This window comes from Halalkalicoccus subterraneus (assembly GCF_003697815.1).
In the GTDB taxonomy this organism is placed as follows: domain Archaea; phylum Halobacteriota; class Halobacteria; order Halobacteriales; family Halalkalicoccaceae; genus Halalkalicoccus; species Halalkalicoccus subterraneus.
Genome location: NZ_RDQG01000058.1, coordinates 1 through 17,709, shown reverse-complemented (window position 1 = coordinate 17,709; position 17,709 = coordinate 1). Strand labels below are relative to the sequence as shown.

The 17,709-nt window shown below is 66.1% G+C and carries 20 protein-coding genes and 1 pseudogene; 10 read left to right on the top strand and 11 right to left on the bottom strand.

Translation table 11 applies throughout. The features are described 5' to 3' along the window. Window positions 1-8: 8 nt before the first annotated feature. On the bottom strand, window positions 9-860 hold the full coding sequence (locus tag EAO80_RS13825) for a translation initiation factor eIF-2B (protein WP_122090464.1): 852 nt from the start codon (window positions 858-860) through the stop codon (window positions 9-11). A 346-nt stretch (window positions 861-1,206) separates the two neighbouring features. Between EAO80_RS13825 and EAO80_RS13820 the strand changes: the two genes are divergently transcribed. Both EAO80_RS13820 and EAO80_RS13815 read left to right on the top strand, forming a co-directional pair. Continuing rightward, window positions 1,207-1,584: a hypothetical protein gene (locus tag EAO80_RS13820; RefSeq protein WP_122090463.1), complete on the top strand. Its 378-nt coding sequence runs from the start codon at window positions 1,207-1,209 to the stop codon at window positions 1,582-1,584. Between the two features lie 39 nt (window positions 1,585-1,623). Continuing rightward, complete coding sequence (locus EAO80_RS13815) at window positions 1,624-1,833, top strand: hypothetical protein (protein ID WP_122090462.1); 210 nt, start codon at window positions 1,624-1,626, stop codon at window positions 1,831-1,833. Here the strand turns inward: EAO80_RS13815 and EAO80_RS13810 are convergent. Both EAO80_RS13810 and EAO80_RS13805 read right to left on the bottom strand, forming a co-directional pair. Beyond that, window positions 1,830-3,335: an RtcB family protein gene (locus EAO80_RS13810; RefSeq protein WP_122090461.1), complete on the bottom strand. Its 1,506-nt coding sequence runs from the start codon at window positions 3,333-3,335 to the stop codon at window positions 1,830-1,832. The two genes, EAO80_RS13815 and EAO80_RS13810, sit on opposite strands and share 4 nt — an antisense overlap. Before the next feature lie 44 nt (window positions 3,336-3,379). Then, on the bottom strand, window positions 3,380-3,967 hold the full coding sequence (locus EAO80_RS13805; RefSeq protein ID WP_122090460.1) for a hypothetical protein: 588 nt from the start codon (window positions 3,965-3,967) through the stop codon (window positions 3,380-3,382). Window positions 3,968-4,058: 91 nt separating this feature from the next. On the opposite strand from EAO80_RS13805, the gene EAO80_RS13800 reads away from it, so the two are divergent. After that, window positions 4,059-5,288, top strand: coding sequence for a cation:proton antiporter (locus tag EAO80_RS13800; protein WP_122090459.1), 1,230 nt, complete (start codon window positions 4,059-4,061; stop codon window positions 5,286-5,288). Window positions 5,289-5,298: 10 nt separating this feature from the next. Here EAO80_RS13800 and EAO80_RS13795 read toward each other — a convergent pair whose 3' ends face one another. Continuing rightward, window positions 5,299-5,709, bottom strand: coding sequence for an archease (locus EAO80_RS13795; protein ID WP_122090458.1), 411 nt, complete (start codon window positions 5,707-5,709; stop codon window positions 5,299-5,301). An 80-nt stretch (window positions 5,710-5,789) separates the two neighbouring features. Between EAO80_RS13795 and EAO80_RS13790 the strand changes: the two genes are divergently transcribed. From EAO80_RS13790 to EAO80_RS13780, 3 genes are all read left to right on the top strand, one after another. Continuing rightward, window positions 5,790-6,266 (top strand): GNAT family N-acetyltransferase, encoded by a 477-nt coding sequence (locus tag EAO80_RS13790; protein WP_122090457.1) that lies wholly within the window; start codon window positions 5,790-5,792, stop codon window positions 6,264-6,266. Between the two features lie 40 nt (window positions 6,267-6,306). Beyond that, window positions 6,307-7,479, top strand: coding sequence for a DNA primase small subunit PriS (priS, locus tag EAO80_RS13785; protein ID WP_122090456.1), 1,173 nt, complete (start codon window positions 6,307-6,309; stop codon window positions 7,477-7,479). A 68-nt stretch (window positions 7,480-7,547) separates the two neighbouring features. Further along, complete coding sequence (locus EAO80_RS13780) at window positions 7,548-8,453, top strand: DNA replication complex subunit Gins51 (RefSeq protein ID WP_122090455.1); 906 nt, start codon at window positions 7,548-7,550, stop codon at window positions 8,451-8,453. 271 nt (window positions 8,454-8,724) lie between these two features. On the opposite strand, the gene EAO80_RS13775 is transcribed toward EAO80_RS13780, so the two are convergent. Further along, the gene (locus EAO80_RS13775; protein WP_122090454.1) at window positions 8,725-10,998 is read right to left on the bottom strand and encodes a CDC48 family AAA ATPase; all 2,274 of its coding nucleotides are present in this window, start codon (window positions 10,996-10,998) and stop codon (window positions 8,725-8,727) included. Continuing rightward, complete coding sequence (locus tag EAO80_RS13770; protein ID WP_122090453.1) at window positions 10,995-11,243, bottom strand: Hsp20/alpha crystallin family protein; 249 nt, start codon at window positions 11,241-11,243, stop codon at window positions 10,995-10,997. The genes EAO80_RS13775 and EAO80_RS13770 overlap by 4 nt, the downstream gene beginning before the upstream one ends. A 141-nt stretch (window positions 11,244-11,384) precedes the next feature. Here EAO80_RS13770 and EAO80_RS13765 point away from each other — a divergent pair, with 141 nt between their 5' ends. Further along, window positions 11,385-12,155: an alpha/beta fold hydrolase gene (locus tag EAO80_RS13765; RefSeq protein WP_122090452.1), complete on the top strand. Its 771-nt coding sequence runs from the start codon at window positions 11,385-11,387 to the stop codon at window positions 12,153-12,155. Here EAO80_RS13765 and panB read toward each other — a convergent pair. Beyond that, window positions 12,149-12,955, bottom strand: a complete 807-nt coding sequence (gene panB, locus EAO80_RS13760; RefSeq protein WP_122090451.1) for a 3-methyl-2-oxobutanoate hydroxymethyltransferase — start codon at window positions 12,953-12,955, stop codon at window positions 12,149-12,151. The genes EAO80_RS13765 and panB overlap by 7 nt on opposite strands. Window positions 12,956-13,132: 177 nt before the next feature. Between panB and EAO80_RS13755 the strand changes: the two genes are divergently transcribed. After that, window positions 13,133-14,299 (top strand): cytochrome P450, encoded by a 1,167-nt coding sequence (locus EAO80_RS13755; protein ID WP_122090450.1) that lies wholly within the window; start codon window positions 13,133-13,135, stop codon window positions 14,297-14,299. 38 nt (window positions 14,300-14,337) lie between these two features. After that, window positions 14,338-14,577 carry a DUF5822 domain-containing protein gene (locus EAO80_RS13750; RefSeq protein ID WP_122090449.1) on the top strand — a complete coding sequence of 80 codons (240 nt, stop codon included), beginning with the start codon at window positions 14,338-14,340 and terminating at the stop codon, window positions 14,575-14,577. Here the strand turns inward: EAO80_RS13750 and EAO80_RS13745 are convergent. The 4 genes from EAO80_RS13745 to EAO80_RS13730 all read right to left on the bottom strand — a co-directional run bounded on the left by EAO80_RS13745 (window position 14,574) and on the right by EAO80_RS13730 (window position 17,453). After that, a complete protein-coding gene (locus EAO80_RS13745) occupies window positions 14,574-15,125 on the bottom strand; it encodes an HAD family hydrolase (RefSeq protein ID WP_122090448.1) in 552 nt (183 codons plus the stop codon). The two genes, EAO80_RS13750 and EAO80_RS13745, sit on opposite strands and share 4 nt — an antisense overlap. A gap of 55 nt (window positions 15,126-15,180) precedes the next feature. Further along, window positions 15,181-15,510 (bottom strand): hypothetical protein, encoded by a 330-nt coding sequence (locus EAO80_RS13740; RefSeq protein ID WP_122090447.1) that lies wholly within the window; start codon window positions 15,508-15,510, stop codon window positions 15,181-15,183. Between the two features lie 54 nt (window positions 15,511-15,564). Then, window positions 15,565-16,326, bottom strand: coding sequence for an SDR family NAD(P)-dependent oxidoreductase (locus EAO80_RS13735; RefSeq protein WP_122090446.1), 762 nt, complete (start codon window positions 16,324-16,326; stop codon window positions 15,565-15,567). A 134-nt stretch (window positions 16,327-16,460) separates the two neighbouring features. After that, window positions 16,461-17,453 carry an AI-2E family transporter gene (locus tag EAO80_RS13730; RefSeq protein WP_122090445.1) on the bottom strand — a complete coding sequence of 331 codons (993 nt, stop codon included), beginning with the start codon at window positions 17,451-17,453 and terminating at the stop codon, window positions 16,461-16,463. 109 nt (window positions 17,454-17,562) lie between these two features. Here EAO80_RS13730 and EAO80_RS20415 point away from each other — a divergent pair. Continuing rightward, window positions 17,563-17,709 (top strand): annotated as a pseudogene (locus EAO80_RS20415) (A/G-specific adenine glycosylase); the annotation flags it as partial.

The following is a 17,709-nucleotide window of genomic DNA, read 5'->3' as shown; positions in this document are numbered from 1 at the left end:
GAATCGCCTCAGAAGGACATCGCGCCGTCGTCGGTGATGATTCCATCGAGCAGTCGGACGGGCGTCGCGTCGTATAGCGGGTTCTCGATCGCGAAGCCTTCGGTCGGCTCCAACAGCACCTCGCTCGTGGGGCGGTACTCGTTCTCGAAGGCGAAGCCGCTGTCGATGAGCTTCGCCCCCGAACCGGTGACGTACATGGGAACGTCGAGGTCGGCGGCGGTCGCCGCGATGGGGTAGGTCCCGATACGGTTGTACAGCGTATCGCTCACCAGACAGTCCATTCCCATCAACACGAAATCGCACTCCTGTAGGTAGGTGCCCGCGGCGCTGTCGACGATCAGCGTGGGTTCGACGCCGTCGATCTCGCCGAGCTTCCGCGCGGTCTTTCGACCCGCCATTCGCGGTCTGGCCTCGGTGACGTAGACCGACACCGAGACGCCGCCGTCGACGGCCCGCTCGATCGCCGCGTTCACCGTCGAGGAGTAGTCGTGGGTCAGTATCGTCGTGCCGTCCTCGATGAGTTCGGCAGTGTGGGCGGCCGCACGTTTCTTCCCGCCCTCGATGCGCTCGACCATCTCCTCAATGGCCGTTTCGAGGGCGGCTTTGCCCTCCTCGACGCTGTCGGGGTCGGCCTCGTTGAGGTCGCGGGTGATCGTCCGCTGGACGTTAAAGAGCGAGGCGTGTGAGGGGTTCGCCCGCCGAAGCACCGAGCTGTTTCGCTCGACGTCGCGGACGAACTCATCGACCGTCGCGTACTCGCGGTCGTTCAATTCGAAGAGCGCACGGGCGGCCTTGACAGCCACCACCGAGGAGCTGTGGGTCTGCATCTCCTCGATCTCCGCGACCGTCTCGTCGATCATACTCGCGAAAGCCCTCGGCGAACCTTGGCAGTTTCGCCTCGCCCTTTGCATGTCGCTACGAGAGACCGCTCCGCGATCTCTCGGCGCTGAGCGGCAACGATGTCGCCGCGAGGTCCGCGGAAACTCTGTTCCCGCGAGATCCCGGAAATCTCCGATTTTCCGAGGACCACCAGGCTCCGCCGAGTCGCGGTGCGCGATCGCGCACCGCTTCCGGGGCCGCAGCCCTCCCCCGTCCTCCTCGCGTGGCTGCCAACTCGGTAGCCACACGCGGACCGGACACCGCGCCGTTTTGCCGCTAACAGCCCCTACACGGCAGATCTAAACGCGGGCATTCCCTACGAAGGGTATGGTCGCCGTCACCTACTACTGTCCCCAGTGTGGAGCGCTCGCCGAACTCGAACGCGACGCCTACCTCGCCGACAAGTCGGTGACGCCCTACCCGTTCGAAGGATGGGAGTACGCCGGTCCCGACGAGGACTACGAAGAAAGCGACGGCGTGCGGTTCGTCTGTGGGGAGGACGGTTCGGCAGGGCTCTCCTTTCGTCCGCCGAAAGGCGAGGAGCGCGAGACGGTGGGCTGTGGCGAGCCCTTCTACCTGAGTTTCGTTCGGTTCGAGGGCGGTGAGGAGGTCAAACCCCGTCCGCCCGACGAGTACGTCGAGATCGGGGTCGACCCTCGTGGCCCGCACGGGCCGAGTGGACCTAGTGGGCCGGGTGGGCGGTAGCAGCGGAAGGATGACGTCGCTGGCTGCGCATTCCCTGCCATGGACGATGAGATCCTCGCCGATCAGCGCGAACTCGTCGAACTCCTCGAGTCCGCCGGCTGGGACGTCACCGACGCCGAACTCTCGGTCTACGAGAGCCCCTGGGAGGACGACGGGACGCCCGAGGCGTCGGTCACGCTCAGTGCCCGAAAGCGATATCCCGAGGAGGGAAACGGCGATGATGACGATAACCCGTACTGGATCTCCTAGCCCTTGATGTTACAGACTGGGAACGTCCGGGCCACCCTGTCCCCGATGCCGAGTTCGTCCGAAACACGAACCACCTCGTCGACGTCCTTGTAGACGCCCGGTGCCTCCTCGGCGACCGTCGCGCCGCTCTGGGCCTTGACGTAGATGTGGTCCTGGTCCTGCAGGTCGTCCCGGACGTCCTCGCCCCAGAACTCGTTTTTCGCCTGTGTTCGGCTCATGACCCGTCCCGCGCCGTGGGCGGTCGAGCCGAACGTCTCGGTCATCGACTCGCTGCCGCCTCGAAGGACGAAGCTACCCGCGCCCATGCTACCCGGGATGATCACCGGCTGGCCGACCTCGCGATACGCCTCGGGGACCTCGGGGTGGCCCGCCGGAAAGGCACGGGTCGCGCCCTTGCGGTGGACGTAGAGTTCGCGCTCCTCGCTGTCGACGGTTTCACCGCCTCCCATCGGTCGGTCCTCCGGCCCGACCCGCACGTTGTGCGTCTCCTTCTTGGCGATGTTGTGGGCCACGTCGTAGAGCAGCTCCATCTCCATGGCCTCCCAGTCCTGGCCGAACACCTTCTCGAAGACCTCCCGGGTGCGGTGCATGATCAGTTGGCGGTTGACCCACGCGAAGTTGATCGCCGCACACATCGCGCCGTAGTACTCCTCGGCCAACTCCGAGCCGGCGGGCGCGGCCGCCAGCTCCTTGTCGGGAAGTTCGGCGAGCAGGTCGCCGTGGCGTTTCTCGATCTTCCGGAGGTAGTCCGTACAGACCTGGTGGCCGAGCCCGCGCGAGCCACAGTGGATCAGGACGACGATCTGCTCCTCGGACAGGCCATAGGCGTCGGCGACGTCCCCGCGGAACACGTCGGTCACGCGCTGAACCTCGAGGAAGTGGTTACCCGAGCCCAGCGAGCCGATCTGGTTCTTCCCCCTGTCCTTTGCCTTCTGGCTCACTGCACTCGGGTCGCTATCGTGCCTGACGCCCTCGTCCTCGCAGTGACGCAGATCCTCGGGGATCGCGTACCCCTCTTCGAGCGCCCACTCCATTCCGCGGTCCAGAATGGCCTCGATCGTGTCGATCCCGCTCTCGACGACGCCGCCGCCACCAAGCCCCGAAGGAACGTTCGTGAAGAGCGCGTCGACCAGCTCCTCCTCGTTCCCCTGAAGATCCGCGTAGGTGATGTTCGTCGTCATCATCCGGACGCCGCAGTTGATGTCGTAGCCGACGCCGCCGGGCGAGATACAGCCGTCCTCGGCGTCGAGCGCGGCGACGCCGCCGACGGGAAAGCCGTAGCCCTGGTGGCCGTCGGGCATACAGAGCGCGTGCTTCTCGATCCCGGGGAGGTGGGCGGTGTTTTTCAGCTGCTGGAGCGTCTTGTCGTCGCTGATCTGTTCCAAAAGCGCCTCGCTCGCGAGCACGCGGGCAGGTACGCGCATTCCGTCCTCTCGGGGGATCTCCCAGACGTTCTCACGCACCTGTTCGAGCGTGATCCCGTTTGCGTCGAAGGTAGTCATACCGGTACTCGATCCGGCGGCGGGGAATAGGTTTCGCCGGCGCCTCAGCCCTCCGAGGTCACCCCCACCTCGGTGGAGTAGCGCTGTGACTCGACCGTTCCGGCGACGAGTTCGCCGTACTCCGTCGCGGTGTAGGCGCCGCGGTTGTACTCGATGACCCACGAGGTCTCGACCTCGGCTGCGCCGACCGACGAGGACTCCTCGTCGAGGATCGTCACTTCGAGGAACTCCGCCTCGTAGTCAGTCGCGATGAGCGCGGCGTACGCCCCCGCGATCGGCCCGATCTCGTGGAGCGTTCCCCGGTCGGCGAGGTCGGTCGCGACGTACTCGACGGTGAGCGCTCCTTGGTCCCGCTCGACCGATTCGACGTCGATGCCGCGTTCCACGAGGGCGCTCTCGAACGCGTCCTCGTCTTCGATCTCGCGTCCCTCGAAGGCCTCGATGCCTGACGTGACGACGTCGGAGCGCTTCGTGACGGGCACGTCCGGCACGTACTCCCCGGTCGGCCACTCCCGATTCGGGGGAAACTGCTCGCCGATCTCCTGAGTGCAGCCCGAGAGCCCGACGGCGATGCCCAGTGCACCGACGCCCCGGAGCAGTGCGCCACGCCGTGAGAGCGAGCGCTCGTCCATGTTCGCCCTCACGTACGCCTCGGGTATGGATCTACGGCCGGCAACGGCGTGCAGGCTCAACCGTTTTGGGCGGCCTCTCCGTACGGTGCGTGTGGCGATAGAACTCTACCACGTCGCGTTGGTGGTGATCGGCCTCGCGCTGCTCGGGGTCACCGTATTACAGTTGGTCGCCTCCGAGCGCCCCGTCTCGCTGCCGATCTTCTTCGTCGCGTTCGGTGCGGCGGCCTTCTCCGTTCCCGGGATTCCTGCCCCCGACCCGCTCGAACAGGGACTGCTCGCCGAACATCTCGCCGAACTGGGGGTGATCATCGCGCTGATGTCCCTCGGGCTGAAGATCGACCGCCCGGCGAGCCTGCGCGGGTGGTCCTCGACGTGGCGACTGCTCGCGATCACCATGCCGCTGTCGATCGCCGGGGCCGCCCTCATCGGTTGGTGGCTCGTGGGCTTTCTCCTCCCGACGGCCGTGTTGCTCGGGGCGGTCATCGCGCCGACCGATCCCGTGCTCGCGGGCGAGGTGCAGGTCGCGGAACCCGGTGAGGGCGGCGTCAACGAGGAGGACTCCGAGCCGCGATTCGCGCTCTCCTCGGAGGCGGGACTCAACGACGGGCTGGCCTTTCCCTTCACGAACCTCGCCATCGCGATCGCGCTGGTCGGGCTCGCGCCGGGCAACTGGCTCGGCGAGTGGCTGCTCGTGAGCGTCGTCTACAGGATCGTCGTCGGCACGTTCGTCGGGGTCGTCCTCGGCGCGATCCTCGCTCGCCTCGTCTTCGCGACCGCCCCGGAGACGCGGATCGCCCGGTCCGTCGAGGGACTGGAGGCGATCGCAGGAACGTTGTTGGTCTACGGGCTGACCGAGATCGTCGGCGGCTACGGCTTCATCGCGGTGTTCGTCGCCGCGCTGATGATCCGGCGCTACGAGCACGACCACGAGTACAACGACTCGCTCCACCAGATCTCCGAACTCGCCGAACAGGTGCTGATGGCGCTGATCATGGTCTTCTTCGGCGGAGCGATCGCCGGCGGCCTGCTCGGCCCGCTCACGACCGAGGGAATCCTCGCCGCACTCGCGATCGTCTTCCTCGTCCGCCCGATCGCGGGAATGGTCGGACTCGCCGGGTTCGATCTCCCGTGGAGCGATCGTGGCGCGATCGCCTTCTTCGGGATCCGCGGAATCGGCTCCTTTTACTACCTCGCCCACGGGTTGAACGAGGCAGCGTTTGCCGACGCGGACCTCCTGTGGGCGGTCGTCGGGACGGTCGTCCTCGTCTCGGTCGTCCTCCACGGCGTGACGGCGTCGCCGGTGATGAATCGGCTCCACTGAGCCTCGAACCTCAGACGTCGAGCACGACGTACGCCTCCCAGCCCTCCTCGCGCTCCTCGATTCGCATCTCCGAGTAGGTGACGGCCTTCACTTCGCGAGCCTCGACCGCCCCGAGAGGAACGCCGCGTGCGCTCGCGTCGAGTCGCCACCGGTCGGTGTCGACCCGGACCTCGTTGTCGACGGGGAGGACGAGGCGAACGTCGCGTTCGTAGATGAGCTGATCGAGGTAATCGAACAGCAGCGCATCGCGGCGTTCTGCGGCGAGCGAAAACGAGAAGCGCTCGCCCGAATCGGGGATCTCGTCGCACTGGGCGGCCGCCAGCCCGTCGGCGAGCGCGCCGAAGACCGAATCGAGGGTCGGGCCGGAGGCCGCGACCCCCACGTCGGCGGTGTGCTCGCGGAGCTCGTATCGGGCGTCCATACCGTGTGTGGGGTAGTGCAGTGCCTAAAGGCGTTGTTACGGGCGGTGAAGTTATAACGAGGGTCGTACTATAATTGATAGTGAGTGTCAACGTCGATCTGCAGGTCGTTGGGCCGGGCGACGATACCCACGTCGAAACCGCGTGGCGACTGAAGGAGGACATCCGGTTGCGTGAGGACGTGCTCAAACAGCGCCGTGGTTTCTTCACCGACGCGTACCGGCGCTCGACGGTCCATCTCCTCTTTATCGACGGCCGGCTCGTCGGGTTTGCGGCCACGCGCCGGGACGGCTACCTCCTCTTTCTCGCGGTCGACCCCGAATACAGGGGACAGGGCTTCGGCAAGCGCTTGATCGATCTGGTCGCCGAGGAGAACCGTACCGTGACCTGTCACGCCCGGACAACGAACGAGGAAGCGCTCGCCTTCTACGAACAGTTGGGATTCGAGATCGTCCGCCGGATCGAGAACTACTACGAGGACGGCGGTGCGTCGTTCTACCTCAAGCGCGGCGGTGACGACGGGATCGCCGGGCGGCTCTCGGAGTACCTCCGCCGCTGATCGCTAGCCCTATATTAACGGGACCGGGAGTCACTCGGGTATGGAGGAGCGAACGTGCGCGTACCTTCGGGGGCGGTTTCGGGACCACTACCGCCGGACATCGGTGACCCTGCCGCCCGAAGCCACCGAGCGCGAGTGGGGGTATATCCCGTGGCGCACGGGCACGACGACGATGATCCGCCACCGGTCCCTGCTCGACCTGGGCGAAATCGGGGACTTCCTCGCGCGCGAGCGCCCCCGACACGTCTACTTCTCGGCGGGGCGCTACGACGATCCCGGCGCGGGCTCGATGGGCGAGAAGGACTGGCGCGGTTCGGATCTGATCTTCGATCTCGACGCCGACCACCTGCCCGGAGTGGTCCCCGGCGAGGACTCGTATGGCGAAATGCTCGAGACCTGCAAGGGAGCGCTCTACAAACTGCTGTCCTTTCTCGACGACGACTTCGGGTTCGAGGAGCTGACGGTCGTCTTCTCGGGAGGACGCGGCTATCACGTTCACGTCCGCGATCCGGGCGTTCAGGACCTCGAACGCGACGCACGCCGGGAGATCGTCGACTACGTCCGCGGGATCGGGCTGGAGTTCGAGGAGCTGATCACCCGCGAGACGGTCGCTGGCCTCGGGCGGCGAACCCCCGCCGAGAAACGTACCCTCGACATCCGCGGCGGCTGGTCGAAGCGCGCCCACGAGCACGTCGTGGCGCTCGTCGACGATCTCGCCGACGCGGACGAGGAGACCGCAATCGATCGTCTCCGGCAGTTCGAGGGAATCGGCGAGGGGAAGGCGAAGGCGGCCCTGCGGGCGATGCACGAGAACCGCGAGGAGATAGAGGCGGGCAACATCGACGTCCATCCCGCCTTCTTCAGCCTCGCCCGGCGGGTCGTCGCCGAGAGCGTCGCCCGGGAGAACGCTCCCATCGACGAACCGGTAACGACCGACACCAACCGGCTCATCCGCCTTCCGGGAAGCCTGCATGGCGGCAGCGGGCTCGCCGTCCAGCGACTGGACCGCACGGAGCTGGAGGAGTTCGACCCGCTGATCGATGCGGTCCCCGAGACGTTTCGGAACCACGAGATAACGGTCGAACTCGACGAGGCCCGTCGGGTGGAACTGGGCGGGCTCGATCGGTCGCTCACGCCCGGAACGCACACGCTACCCGAGTACGCGGGGATCTTTCTGATGGCGCGAGGCTGGGCGGAGAAGGGGCGCGAGTGAAACAGTTAAGAGGATCGGGGATGTCAATCGGGGGTATGTACTGGTTCGTCGAGGGGGTGTGTCCGTAGGTGGATCTCGACGAACTCCAGTCGGTCAAGGACACCGAGCGGGGTAAGGACAGCCTTCAGCACCTCCCCGATTCCTTTTACGCCGATGTCGCGGACCACCTCGCGTCGCTGAAAGACGAGCGGAGCGCGCGCGCAAGCGAGGCCGACGACCCCTTCGACGATCCTGAGATCCAGCGTCTGACGAGCGAGATCGACTCGACCGAGCAGGTCGTCGAATCCATCTACGAGCGCCGCGTCGGCAAGCTCGTCAAGCTCGCGAGCTTCGCCGCCGCGGACATGCCCGCCGACGAGGAGGGACTCACCAGCGAGGAACGCGAGCTGTTTTCCGACCTCGTCGCCCGGATCAAGGACAACCGCGGGCACGTGCTTGACGTGCTCGCCGGGGAAAGCGACGCCGGGGCGGTAAATCCGGATCAGACTGGATCGACCGGGTCAGCCGGATCGGCTGAGTCGGTCGATTCGACCGAGCCAAACGAGGAGCCGACCCGATCACCCGAACCGGAAGACTCGCCCGTCACGTCGGACTCGACGATCGACGCTGCCGACCTCATGGGTGACGGGTCCGAGGACGGAATCCCCTCGGCCGCCGGCGCGGTGACCGACGGAACCGGGACGACCGAGGGAACGACGACGGAGTCGAACCGAACGACCGGTTCCGGGGGATCGGCGTCGACGCCGGCGGACGACCCTTCGAACGCGGATTCAGATCCGGAGTCGCATCCCGACGCGGGGATGGGCGAATCCGACGACATCGCGCGGACGACCCTCCGGATCATCCGCGACGTCGGCGAGATCGTCGGAATCGACGACCGGGAGTACGAGCTCGCGGCCGACGACATCGTCACCCTGCCCGAGGCCAACGCCGGCGCGCTCGTCCAACGTGAGGCCGCAGAACGACTGGAGTAAAATTCTTTCTTTCAGACTGATCGCATAATTGACCAGTCTCGCCTTTCGATAGCGGAGCATGGCATTCCGACAGGAGCTCCGTTACGCCCACCGGATCGCCCGCGTCGAACTCCGTCGGGGCTGGCGTTCGCCGGCGCGGCCTTCGGACTAAACCCGCTGGTCGACGAGCGAAACGTGCTCCCGGCAGTGCTCTCGACGCCCGGCGGCGAGCGGTTCGTCCGTGCGCGGGTCGTTCCGAACGGCGCCGATCTCGTAAAAGGAGTTCGGCAGCTTACTGGAAGGTGCGACTGACTTCCTGATCCTCGAGTTCGGCGCCACCCTGATCGAAACGCTCCTCGATTTCGGTGTAGCGCTCGCGGGTCTCGGGAGTGACGCTCGGGTTCACCTCCCCGAGGGCCTGCTCGAAGTGCTCGCGGCTCACCCGGACGTTACCGACGCTGTTTGCGGCCTCCTCGGGGCCGACGCTGTTGATGAACTCGCGGGTTGCGGCCATCGAGGCCTCCCGACAGACCGCCTCGATGTCCGCGCCGACGTATCCCTCAGTTTCCTCGGCGAGTTCGTCGAGATCCACGTCCTCGGCGAGCGGCTTCTCGCGTGTGTGGACTGCGAAGATCGCCCGGCGGGCCTCGACGTCGGGGACGGGCACGTGGACGTGTCGGTCGAGTCGCCCTGGTCGGAGTAGCGCCGAGTCGATCAGGTCCGGCCGGTTGGTCGTCGCGACCACGACGACGTCCTCCAGTTCCTCGAGCCCGTCGAGTTCGGTCAGTAGCTGGCTGACCATCCGCTCGCCGACGCCCGAGTCGCCCGAGTTGCGCCCGCGCTCGCCCGCGACCGAGTCGATCTCGTCGAAGAAGATCACCGTCGGGGCGTTCTCGCGGGCCTTGCTGAACACTTCTCGTACTCCTTTCTCCGATTCGCCGACGAACTTGTTGAGCAGTTCGGGGCCCTTGACCGAGATGAAGTTCGACTCGGCCTCGTTGGCGACGGCTTTCGCAAGCAGGGTCTTCCCGGTGCCCGGCGGGCCGTACAGCAGGACGCCCTTCGCGGCGTCCAGATCCATCGACTCGAACACATCGGGGTACTCGAGTGGCCACTGGATCGTCTCGCGGAGGCGCTCTTTGGTGTCCTCGAGCCCGCCGACCTGCTCCCAAGAGGTGTCCGGCACCTCGACGAACACCTCCCGAAGCGCGGAGGGCTCGATGCCCTTTCGAGCCTGCTTGAAGTCCTCCTCGGTCACCTGCAGGTCGTCGAGCACGTCGGCGTCGATCTCCTCGCTCTCGAGGTCGAGTTCGGGGCGGATCCTCCTGAGGGCGTTCATCGCCGCCTCGCGGGTCAGTGTCGCGACGTCCGCGCCGACGAACCCGTGGGTGTTCTCGGCGTACTGTTCGAGGTCGATTCCGTCGGCAAGCGGCATTCCGCGGGTGTGGACCTGCAGGATCTCGCGACGGCCCTCCTTGTCGGGGACGCCGATCTCGATCTCGCGGTCGAAACGGCCGCCACGGCGCAGCGCTGGATCGATCGCATCGACGCGGTTGGTCGCGCCGATGACGATGACTTGGCCGCGCTCCTCGAGGCCGTCCATGAGACTGAGCAGCTGGGCGACCACCCGGCGCTCGACGTCGCCGCTGGTCTCGCCGCGCTTTGGCGCGATCGAGTCGAGCTCGTCGATGAAGACGATTGCGGGGGCCTGCTCTTCTGCCTCCTCGAACATCTCCCGGAGCTGCTCCTCGCTCTCGCCGTAGTACTTCGACATGATCTCCGGCCCGGAGATCGTATGGAAGCTGGCGTCGACCTCGTTTGCGACCGCCTTCGCCATCAGCGTCTTACCCGTTCCGGGCGGGCCGTGCAGCAACACGCCCTTGGGCGGTTCGATGCCGAGCTGCTGGAACAGCTCGGGGTGGCGCATCGGCAGCTCGATCATCTCTCGGACTTGTTCGAGCTCGCGGTCGAGCCCGCCGATGTCCTCGTAGGTGATGTTCGGCGTGCCGCCGCGCGCTCCCTCGGAGGGAGCCCCCTCGTGGATCTGCTCGGCGGGCTTCTCGCTGATGGTGATATCCGTGCCGTCAGTGACGACGACGGTCCCCGACGGCGAGGTGTTGGCGATCTTCAACGGGATCTCGCGGCCGCCGCCGGACATCGGGCCGATCCCGAAGCCGACCCGTACCGTTTGGCCCTGTGTGATCGCCTGCCCGCTCAGTCGGTCGCGGACCAGCGGCCCGATGTTGCCCTGGATCCGCAGGTTCTGCGGGGTCGCGATCGTGATCTCGGTGGCGGGTTTGACCTCCGCCTTCGATACCTCGGCGCGGTCGTCGATACCGACGCCGGCCTCCTGGCGCAGGCGGCCATCGATACGGATCACGCCGCGGCCGTCGTCCTCGGGGTAACCCGGCCAGACACGCGCGACCGCGCGGTCGTTGCTGCCCTCGATGAGGATGTAATCCCCGTTTTCGAGGTCCAGTTCCTGCATCGACACGCGGTCGATGGCCGCGAGCCCGCGGCCGGCGTCCTTCTGTTTCAGTGGCTTGACGGTGAGTTTCTCGCTCATGCGTTCACCTCTATCGTGAGAACGCCGTTTCTGATAAACGCTCGTGCGTCATCCGCCGGGAGGTCGAACTCCTCCTGGCGCTCGCCCTCGGTGGTGTCGACGACGACGATCGCCGTCCCACCGACGACGTCGACGGTCGCGTCGCTCGCTTCCGTTCCGAGGTCCACGGCGACCACGGTCCCGTCGTCGTACTCGTACTGTCGTGCGAACGTCTCGCGCCCGTCCGCTCTGTGTTGTGGATTCATGTTGGTACTAACTACAGGTTAGTCATGAGAGTATATAAAGGCTTCTCCGGCAGTAGCATTACTGTCGACCGATCGCTCTCGAACGGTAGTATTGTCGTTCAGGGTAATGAGCTTTATCAGCCGAGCGGTCGAACCGGCCGTATGGAAACCGTCTCGCATCACGGCCGGGAGACCGCCTACGAACGCCACGACCGGGGTGGATCGGGCGAGTCGATGCTGTGCATCCACGGGAGCGGCGGCTCGCGCGGCGTCTGGAAGTCACAGTCCCGACTGGCCGACGAACGGCCCGTGGTCGCGCTCGATCTGTCGGGTCACGGTGACAGCGAGGATATCGAGGCCGACGCGGGCTTCAGTACGCTGTCGGCGTACGCCGACGACGTGCTCGCGGTCGCGCGTGAGACGGACTCACGGATCCTCGTCGGCAACTCGCTGGGCGGGGCCGTTGCCCTCCACATCGCGCTCCGTCGCGAGTTCGAACCCGTTGCGCTCGTACTGGCCGGTACGGGCGCGCGACTCGCCGTCCTCGAAGACCTGCTCGCGTGGCTCGCCGAGGATTTCGAGCGGGCGGTCGAGTTCCTCCACGAACCCGGCCACCTCTTCTCCGAGGCCGCCGACGAGCACCTCCTCGCCCACTCACGGGAGTGTATGGAATCGTGCGGGCGCGCGGTGGTCGAACGCGACTTCAAGAGCTGTCACACCTTTGACGTGCGCGGCGAACTCGACCGAATCGACGCCCCGACGCTCGCGGTCTGTGGCGAACACGACCGGCTGACTCCCGTCCAATACCACGAGTATTTGGCCGAGGAGATCCCCGATGGTGAGTTCGAAACGATTCCTGAGGCCGCCCACCTGGCGATACTCGAACGATCCGAGGAGTTCAACGGAGTCGTTTCGAAGTTCCTCGATCAGTAGACATCGTCCACTTCCTCGACCGTTTCGGAGTGTTCCTCGGCGGGGAACTCCCCGCTCTCGACGGCCTCCTTGTACGCTCCGACCGCGGATTCGATCTCGCTTCGCACGTCGCCGAACTGCGTCGAGAAGGGCGGGGACCACTTGCCCAGTCCGATCACGTCGGTGATCACCAGTACTTGCCCGTCACAGTCGGGTCCGGCACCGATCCCGATCGTCGGGATCGAGAGCTCCTCGGTGATCCCGGCGGCGAGGTTTGCGGGGACGTGTTCGAGCACGAGCGAGAACGCGCCGGCCTCCTCGTGGGCGCGCGCGAGGTCGAGGATCTCCCGTGCCGCGTCCTTCGTGGTGCCTTGGCGGCCGTAGCCGCCGAGCTGGTTGACACGTTGTGGCGTGAGTCCGAGGTGAGCCATCACGGGGATCCCCAACTCGACGAGCCGCTCGGTCAGCTCGACGGTGTGGGGTCCGCTTTCGAGTTTGACGGCGTCCGCGCCGGCCTCCTTGACCATCCGGCCGGCGTTCTCTATACTACTCTCCTCGCTCACGCCGACGGAGAGAAACGGCATGTCCGCGACGACGAGGACGTCATCGGTCGCGCGCGAGACGGCGGCGGTCCGGCTCGCGACCTCCTCGGTGGTGACGGGAAGCGTCGTTTCGTGGCCCAAAACGGCGTTTCCCATGCTGTCGCCGACGAGGACGACGTCGATTCCCGCGGCCTCGATCAGTTCGGCCGTGGGGGCGTCGTACGCGGTCAGCATCGTGATCGGCTCTTCGCTGGTGCGCAGGTCCGCAACGGTCGGCATACGCGAGGGTTATCGCCGCCGTTGATAAATCGGCGGGTTCCGCGGGAGGTTCGGGACGGATCGTCGTGCTTTGCGATACGGATGAATTGTAGCCTAAAACTATAGAAATAGTTGTTGAGCTATTTGAGTATCAGTTGCAACCAATATCATAATACGGCTCATGATCGTCCGTTCGCCATGGCTCAGTCCGACGATCAGCAGTTTCTCACTCTTCCGGCGGAGGCCGCGACGACCGCGCGTCAGCGGGATCCGTTCCCGTGGTTCCGGGAGCGCCACGCCGAGTCACCGGTCCGGTACGATCCCGACAGGCGGTCGTGGGACGTCTTCGGCTACGCGGCGGTCAAACGGGTGCTCGGCGATCCCGAGGCGTTCACCTCGAACGGCTCGATGGCCACTGGGGGCGACCTCGATATCATCGGCACGTCGCTGATCAACACCGATCCGCCGCGCCACGATCGGCTGCGCTCGATGGTCGAATCCTTCTTCCGTCCGGGGGCCATCGCCGACCTCGAATCCGACGTCGAACGGATCGCGAGCGACTTACTCGACGAGGCCGAATCGGAGATGGATCTCGTCGAGGAGTTCGCCTACCCCCTACCGGTGATGATGATCGCCGAACTGCTCGGCGTCCCGACGGAAGACCGCGCGCAGTTCCGCGAGTGGTCGCTCGGCCTCGCCGGCGACACCGATCTGGTGGATCCCACGACGGTCAACACCGACCGCGCCGAGCGGATCCAGGGCGAACTCGGGGTCTATCTCACCGACCTCATCGAGCAGCGGAAGGCCGATCCCCGCGACGATCTCGTCTCCGCGCTCATCGAGGAAGACCTGAGCGAATGGGATCTGTTGGGGTTCTGTGCGCTGTTGCTCGTCGCGGGCAACATCACGACGACGAACCTCCTCACGAACGCCGTCCGGTCGTTTTCGGACGCCGAAGACGGCGAGGCGATCCACGAGGACCTTCCGGCGGCGACTGAGGAGACGATCCGGTATCGCGCGCCCGTTCAGGCGATCGCGCGCTACGCCACTCGGGACGCCACGGTCGCCGGCGAGCGGATCGAGGCGGGCGAGCACGTCCACGTCTGGCTCGGGGCCGCCAACCACGATCCGACCGTCTTCGACTCGCCGGAGATGTTTCGACCCGGACGCGAGGTCGCACACGTCGGGTTCGGCCACGGGATCCACTACTGTCTGGGCGCACAGTTCGCCCGGCTCGAAGCGCGCGTCGCGCTCGAAACCCTCTACGATCGGTATCCGAACCTCGCGGTCGTCGACGGGGAGCACCCGCCGGTGACGAGCCCGTTCCTCCATGGGCTTCGCTCGCTGCCGGTCCGACTGGAGTGAACCGGCAGCGATTACTCCCCTCACGTCAACGTTCGCCCGTGCCAGAACCTGTCGAGCGCCACGATCCGGAGGGAACCGACTACGGGTGGGTCATGCAGGTGACGTTCGTCCTCACCATCGTCGTCGGCGCGCCGGTCGTCGCGCTGCTCTCGACGGGGACGACGCTGCCGACGTGGGGCGATCGACTCGAGTTCACGATCAGAGTCGGGTCGGTCGTCTGGATCGCTATCGGGCTTACGACGTTCCTCTACGCACGAAGACGGGCCGCGGACGACTAATCGAGGTCCCGGACGTACAGAAACCCGGTTCCGGCGCGCTCGGCCGTGATCGCGTCCCTGTCGGTGTCCCCGACGAACACCGTCCGACCGAGCGGAACGCCGAGGGCCCTGGCGGCCGCCACCAGCGGCTCGGGGTCGGGTTTGGGCTTCGCAACCGAGTCCCGGCCGATCACCGCGTCGACGTGCTCCGTGAGGCCGTGTTCCTCGAGTGCGATCCGGCAGGCCTCCTCGCAGTTGAGCGAGCAGACCGCGACCGGGCGGTCCTCGGCGACGACCTGCTCGGCGAGGGCCAAGCGCACGGAGCGGTGGGCGCCTCCGCGTTCGTACTCGGCGATGATCTCCTCGACTCGTTCCCGCAGATCGACCTCCGAGGCGCGTTCGAGCAGGTCCCAGAGGGTGCCGCTGGTGTCGACGTCCCGTTCGGCGAACGTCTTCACCACCGCGGTCGCGACCTCGTCCCAGTCGACCGCCAGGTCCACGAGCGTCCCGTCGAGGTCGTAGACGATCGCCTCCCAGCCGTCGTCGATCCGACGTGGCTCGTCTGCCATTGTCGCGACTACGGGACGATGGATCAACAGGCTATCGAAAGTCCGCGCCGAGCGTCTAGAACTGGTAGCGACGCTCCTTCCCGTCGGTCTGTTCGGTCGGGACCGACCCGCCGCTCATCTCCTCGTAGGTCATCCCCGAGAGGTACTCGTCGTAAGTGACGTCGTAGTTGCGCCGGAGGTGCATGTCGAGCTGGCCGGTGTCGGTCGTCGACTGAAAGAGGAGGTGGACCGCCCGGCGCACGAGGTCGTCGGTGCTCTCGGGACCAAGCGCCGCCGTCAGCACGGCGAGCTCGTTTCTCGTCTGGCTGTCGAGCGCGACCGACAGCTCGTCGTCCAGCTCCGAGTAGGCCGATTCGACGTCGCCGGTGATGTCGTCGAGGCTCATACTCCCGGTCGGGCCGGTGGCGGAATACGGGTTTCGACTTCCCGTATGCTATCGCTACAGTTCCTGGCGCGTGGGCCGGATCAGTAGTTCGTTGATATCGACGTGGCTGGGCTGGGTCACCGCAAAGCGGATCGAGCGGGCGATGTCCTCCGGACGGAGCGGCTCCATCTCGTCCATCATCCCCTCGATCTGCTCCTTTTGGTCCTTGTCGGGGATGTGCTCTGCGAGTTCGGTGTCGACCACGCCGGGTTCGATGGTCGTGACCCGGACGTCCGAATCGACGACCTCCTCGCGAAGCGCCTCCGAGAAGGCGGTGACGCCGAACTTCGAGGCGTTGTAGCCGCTCGATCCCGCATACGCCTTCCGGCCGGCGACCGACGAGAGGTTCACGATGTCGCCCGCACCCTCCTCTTGCATGTGTCCGAGGGCGGCCTGCGAGGCGACCATCAGCCCCTGGACGTTGAGGTCGAGCATCTGCTGCCAGTCGTCGGGGTCGGCCTCCGCGATCGGTTCGAGAAGCATGACGCCCGCGTTGTTGACCAGCACGTCGAGCCCGCCGAACTCCTCAACGGTGGTGTCGACCATCTCACGGACCTGCGATTCGTCGGTGGCGTCGGTCGGCACGACGAACGCCTCGCCGCCGTCGGATTCGATCTCGTCGGCGAGCTCTTCGAGGCGTTCCTCGCGGCGCGCAGCGAGCGCGACCGATGCGCCTGCGTCGGCGAGCGCGCGTGCGGTCGCGGCGCCGATGCCCGAGGACGCCCCGGTGACGAGCGCGGCCTGTCCTGCCAGCTGACCCTCAGCGGTCGTTGTCATCGATGGCGGATAACGCCGTGGTACCTAAACCGGGCCGGGTCGAAGCAAGGCTGTCCGTTTCCAACGAGGGCGTCCCCGGAGACGAACCGACACTCGAAGTCGCTATGGTGCCGGTCCCGACCCGAGTACTGCCCTCACAGGCGGTGGTAGTCGTTCGTGACCGTCGAGAGGGTCGCACCCAGGATCCCGAGCGCGATCGGGCCGACGAACAGCCCGACGAACCCCAGCGAGTAGATCCCGCCGAAGACGCCGACCAAGATCACGCCGGGATTGAGCTGCGCCCCCGAGTCGATGACGATCGGCCGGAGGTAGTTGTCGATCATGCTCACGACGACGACCCCGTAGACGAGCAAGAAGAGCCCCGCGTAGGGCTGGCCGATCAACAACAGGTAGACGCCCGCCGGGGCCCAAACCAGAAACGCCCCGATCAGCGGCAACAGGGCGAGCAGGACCATCACGGCCGTCCAGAAGACGGGGCTTGGCACCCCCGCGATCAGCAGCCCGATCCCGCCGGCCAGTCCCTGGACGAACGCGACGAAGATGTGCCCGACGATCACCGCCCACGTGGTCGCGTCGATGCGACAGTACAGCCGGTCGGTCACGTCCGGAGGAAGGGGTGTCGCCTCCTTCAGCCACGAGACGAAACACGCCCCGTCCTTGAGCAGGTAGTAGAGCAAGAACAGCACGAGCGCGAGCCCGAACAGCGCCTGGAGCGCCGCGCCGAAGAGTTCGGTAATGCCGTCAAACGACGACTCGAAGGCCATCTCCGCTCCGAGCATCGCCAGCCCCTCGATGTCGACCTCGCGACCGGTGTAGGTCGCGATGGACGCCTCGACCTCCCCGATACGGAGCCCGCTCTCGCCGGCCGCGAGCGCCCGGAGGTCGCGCACGAGTGCGAGCGACACGAGGACGAACGGGAGGACGACCACCCCTCCCGTGAGGGCGATCAGGGCGATCGGGGAAAGCCGCGGTCCAATGTGGGGGGCAAGCCGCGCGTGCAGCGGGTAGAGGGCGTACGCCAGGAGGACCGACGCAAGCACGTACTCGATGAAGGGGAGAACCACGTACAGCCCCACCAGTCCCGAGAGCGCGAGGGAAAAGAGGAGGAAGCCCCGTTGTTTGTTCATACAAATTAGTATATCTAATCAAATATAAATTTTATTACACTAATGGTGGACACGAACGGTTCGAACGGGATCGGGGGGACTAAACCGGTCGAACCCTGCGTTCAGGCCGATGAGTGGGGAGTTACCGTCGGAGTTCGGGGCCGTCCGGGAGGCGCTGATCGAGTGGTACGAGACGGATCACCGTGAGTTCCCGTGGCGCCGGACCGACGACCCCTATGCGATCCTCGTCAGCGAGGTGATGAGCCAGCAAACCCAG

What these genes read in the sequence shown, in the direction of transcription:
- EAO80_RS13810 (WP_122090461.1), bottom strand. Translation starts at nt 3,335, where the DNA reads ATGACTACCTTCGACGCAAACGGGATCACGCTCGAACAGGTGCGTGAG.
- EAO80_RS13745 (WP_122090448.1), bottom strand. Translation starts at nt 15,125, where the DNA reads ATGGCAGACGAGCCACGTCGGATCGACGACGGCTGGGAGGCGATCGTC.
- panB (WP_122090451.1), bottom strand. Translation starts at nt 12,955, where the DNA reads ATGCCGACCGTTGCGGACCTGCGCACCAGCGAAGAGCCGATCACGATG.
- EAO80_RS13770 (WP_122090453.1), bottom strand. Translation starts at nt 11,243, where the DNA reads ATGAATCCACAACACAGAGCGGACGGGCGCGAGACGTTCGCACGACAG.
- EAO80_RS13775 (WP_122090454.1), bottom strand. Translation starts at nt 10,998, where the DNA reads ATGAGCGAGAAACTCACCGTCAAGCCACTGAAACAGAAGGACGCCGGC.
- EAO80_RS13730 (WP_122090445.1), bottom strand. Translation starts at nt 17,453, where the DNA reads ATGAACAAACAACGGGGCTTCCTCCTCTTTTCCCTCGCGCTCTCGGGA.
- EAO80_RS13765 (WP_122090452.1), top strand. Translation starts at nt 11,385, where the DNA reads ATGGAAACCGTCTCGCATCACGGCCGGGAGACCGCCTACGAACGCCAC.
- EAO80_RS13815 (WP_122090462.1), top strand. Translation starts at nt 1,624, where the DNA reads ATGGACGATGAGATCCTCGCCGATCAGCGCGAACTCGTCGAACTCCTC.
- EAO80_RS13740 (WP_122090447.1), bottom strand. Translation starts at nt 15,510, where the DNA reads ATGAGCCTCGACGACATCACCGGCGACGTCGAATCGGCCTACTCGGAG.
- EAO80_RS13735 (WP_122090446.1), bottom strand. Translation starts at nt 16,326, where the DNA reads ATGACAACGACCGCTGAGGGTCAGCTGGCAGGACAGGCCGCGCTCGTC.
- priS (WP_122090456.1), top strand. Translation starts at nt 6,307, where the DNA reads ATGGAGGAGCGAACGTGCGCGTACCTTCGGGGGCGGTTTCGGGACCAC.
- EAO80_RS13755 (WP_122090450.1), top strand. Translation starts at nt 13,133, where the DNA reads ATGGCTCAGTCCGACGATCAGCAGTTTCTCACTCTTCCGGCGGAGGCC.
- EAO80_RS13805 (WP_122090460.1), bottom strand. Translation starts at nt 3,967, where the DNA reads ATGGACGAGCGCTCGCTCTCACGGCGTGGCGCACTGCTCCGGGGCGTC.
- EAO80_RS13825 (WP_122090464.1), bottom strand. Translation starts at nt 860, where the DNA reads ATGATCGACGAGACGGTCGCGGAGATCGAGGAGATGCAGACCCACAGC.
- EAO80_RS13820 (WP_122090463.1), top strand. Translation starts at nt 1,207, where the DNA reads ATGGTCGCCGTCACCTACTACTGTCCCCAGTGTGGAGCGCTCGCCGAA.
- EAO80_RS13795 (WP_122090458.1), bottom strand. Translation starts at nt 5,709, where the DNA reads ATGGACGCCCGATACGAGCTCCGCGAGCACACCGCCGACGTGGGGGTC.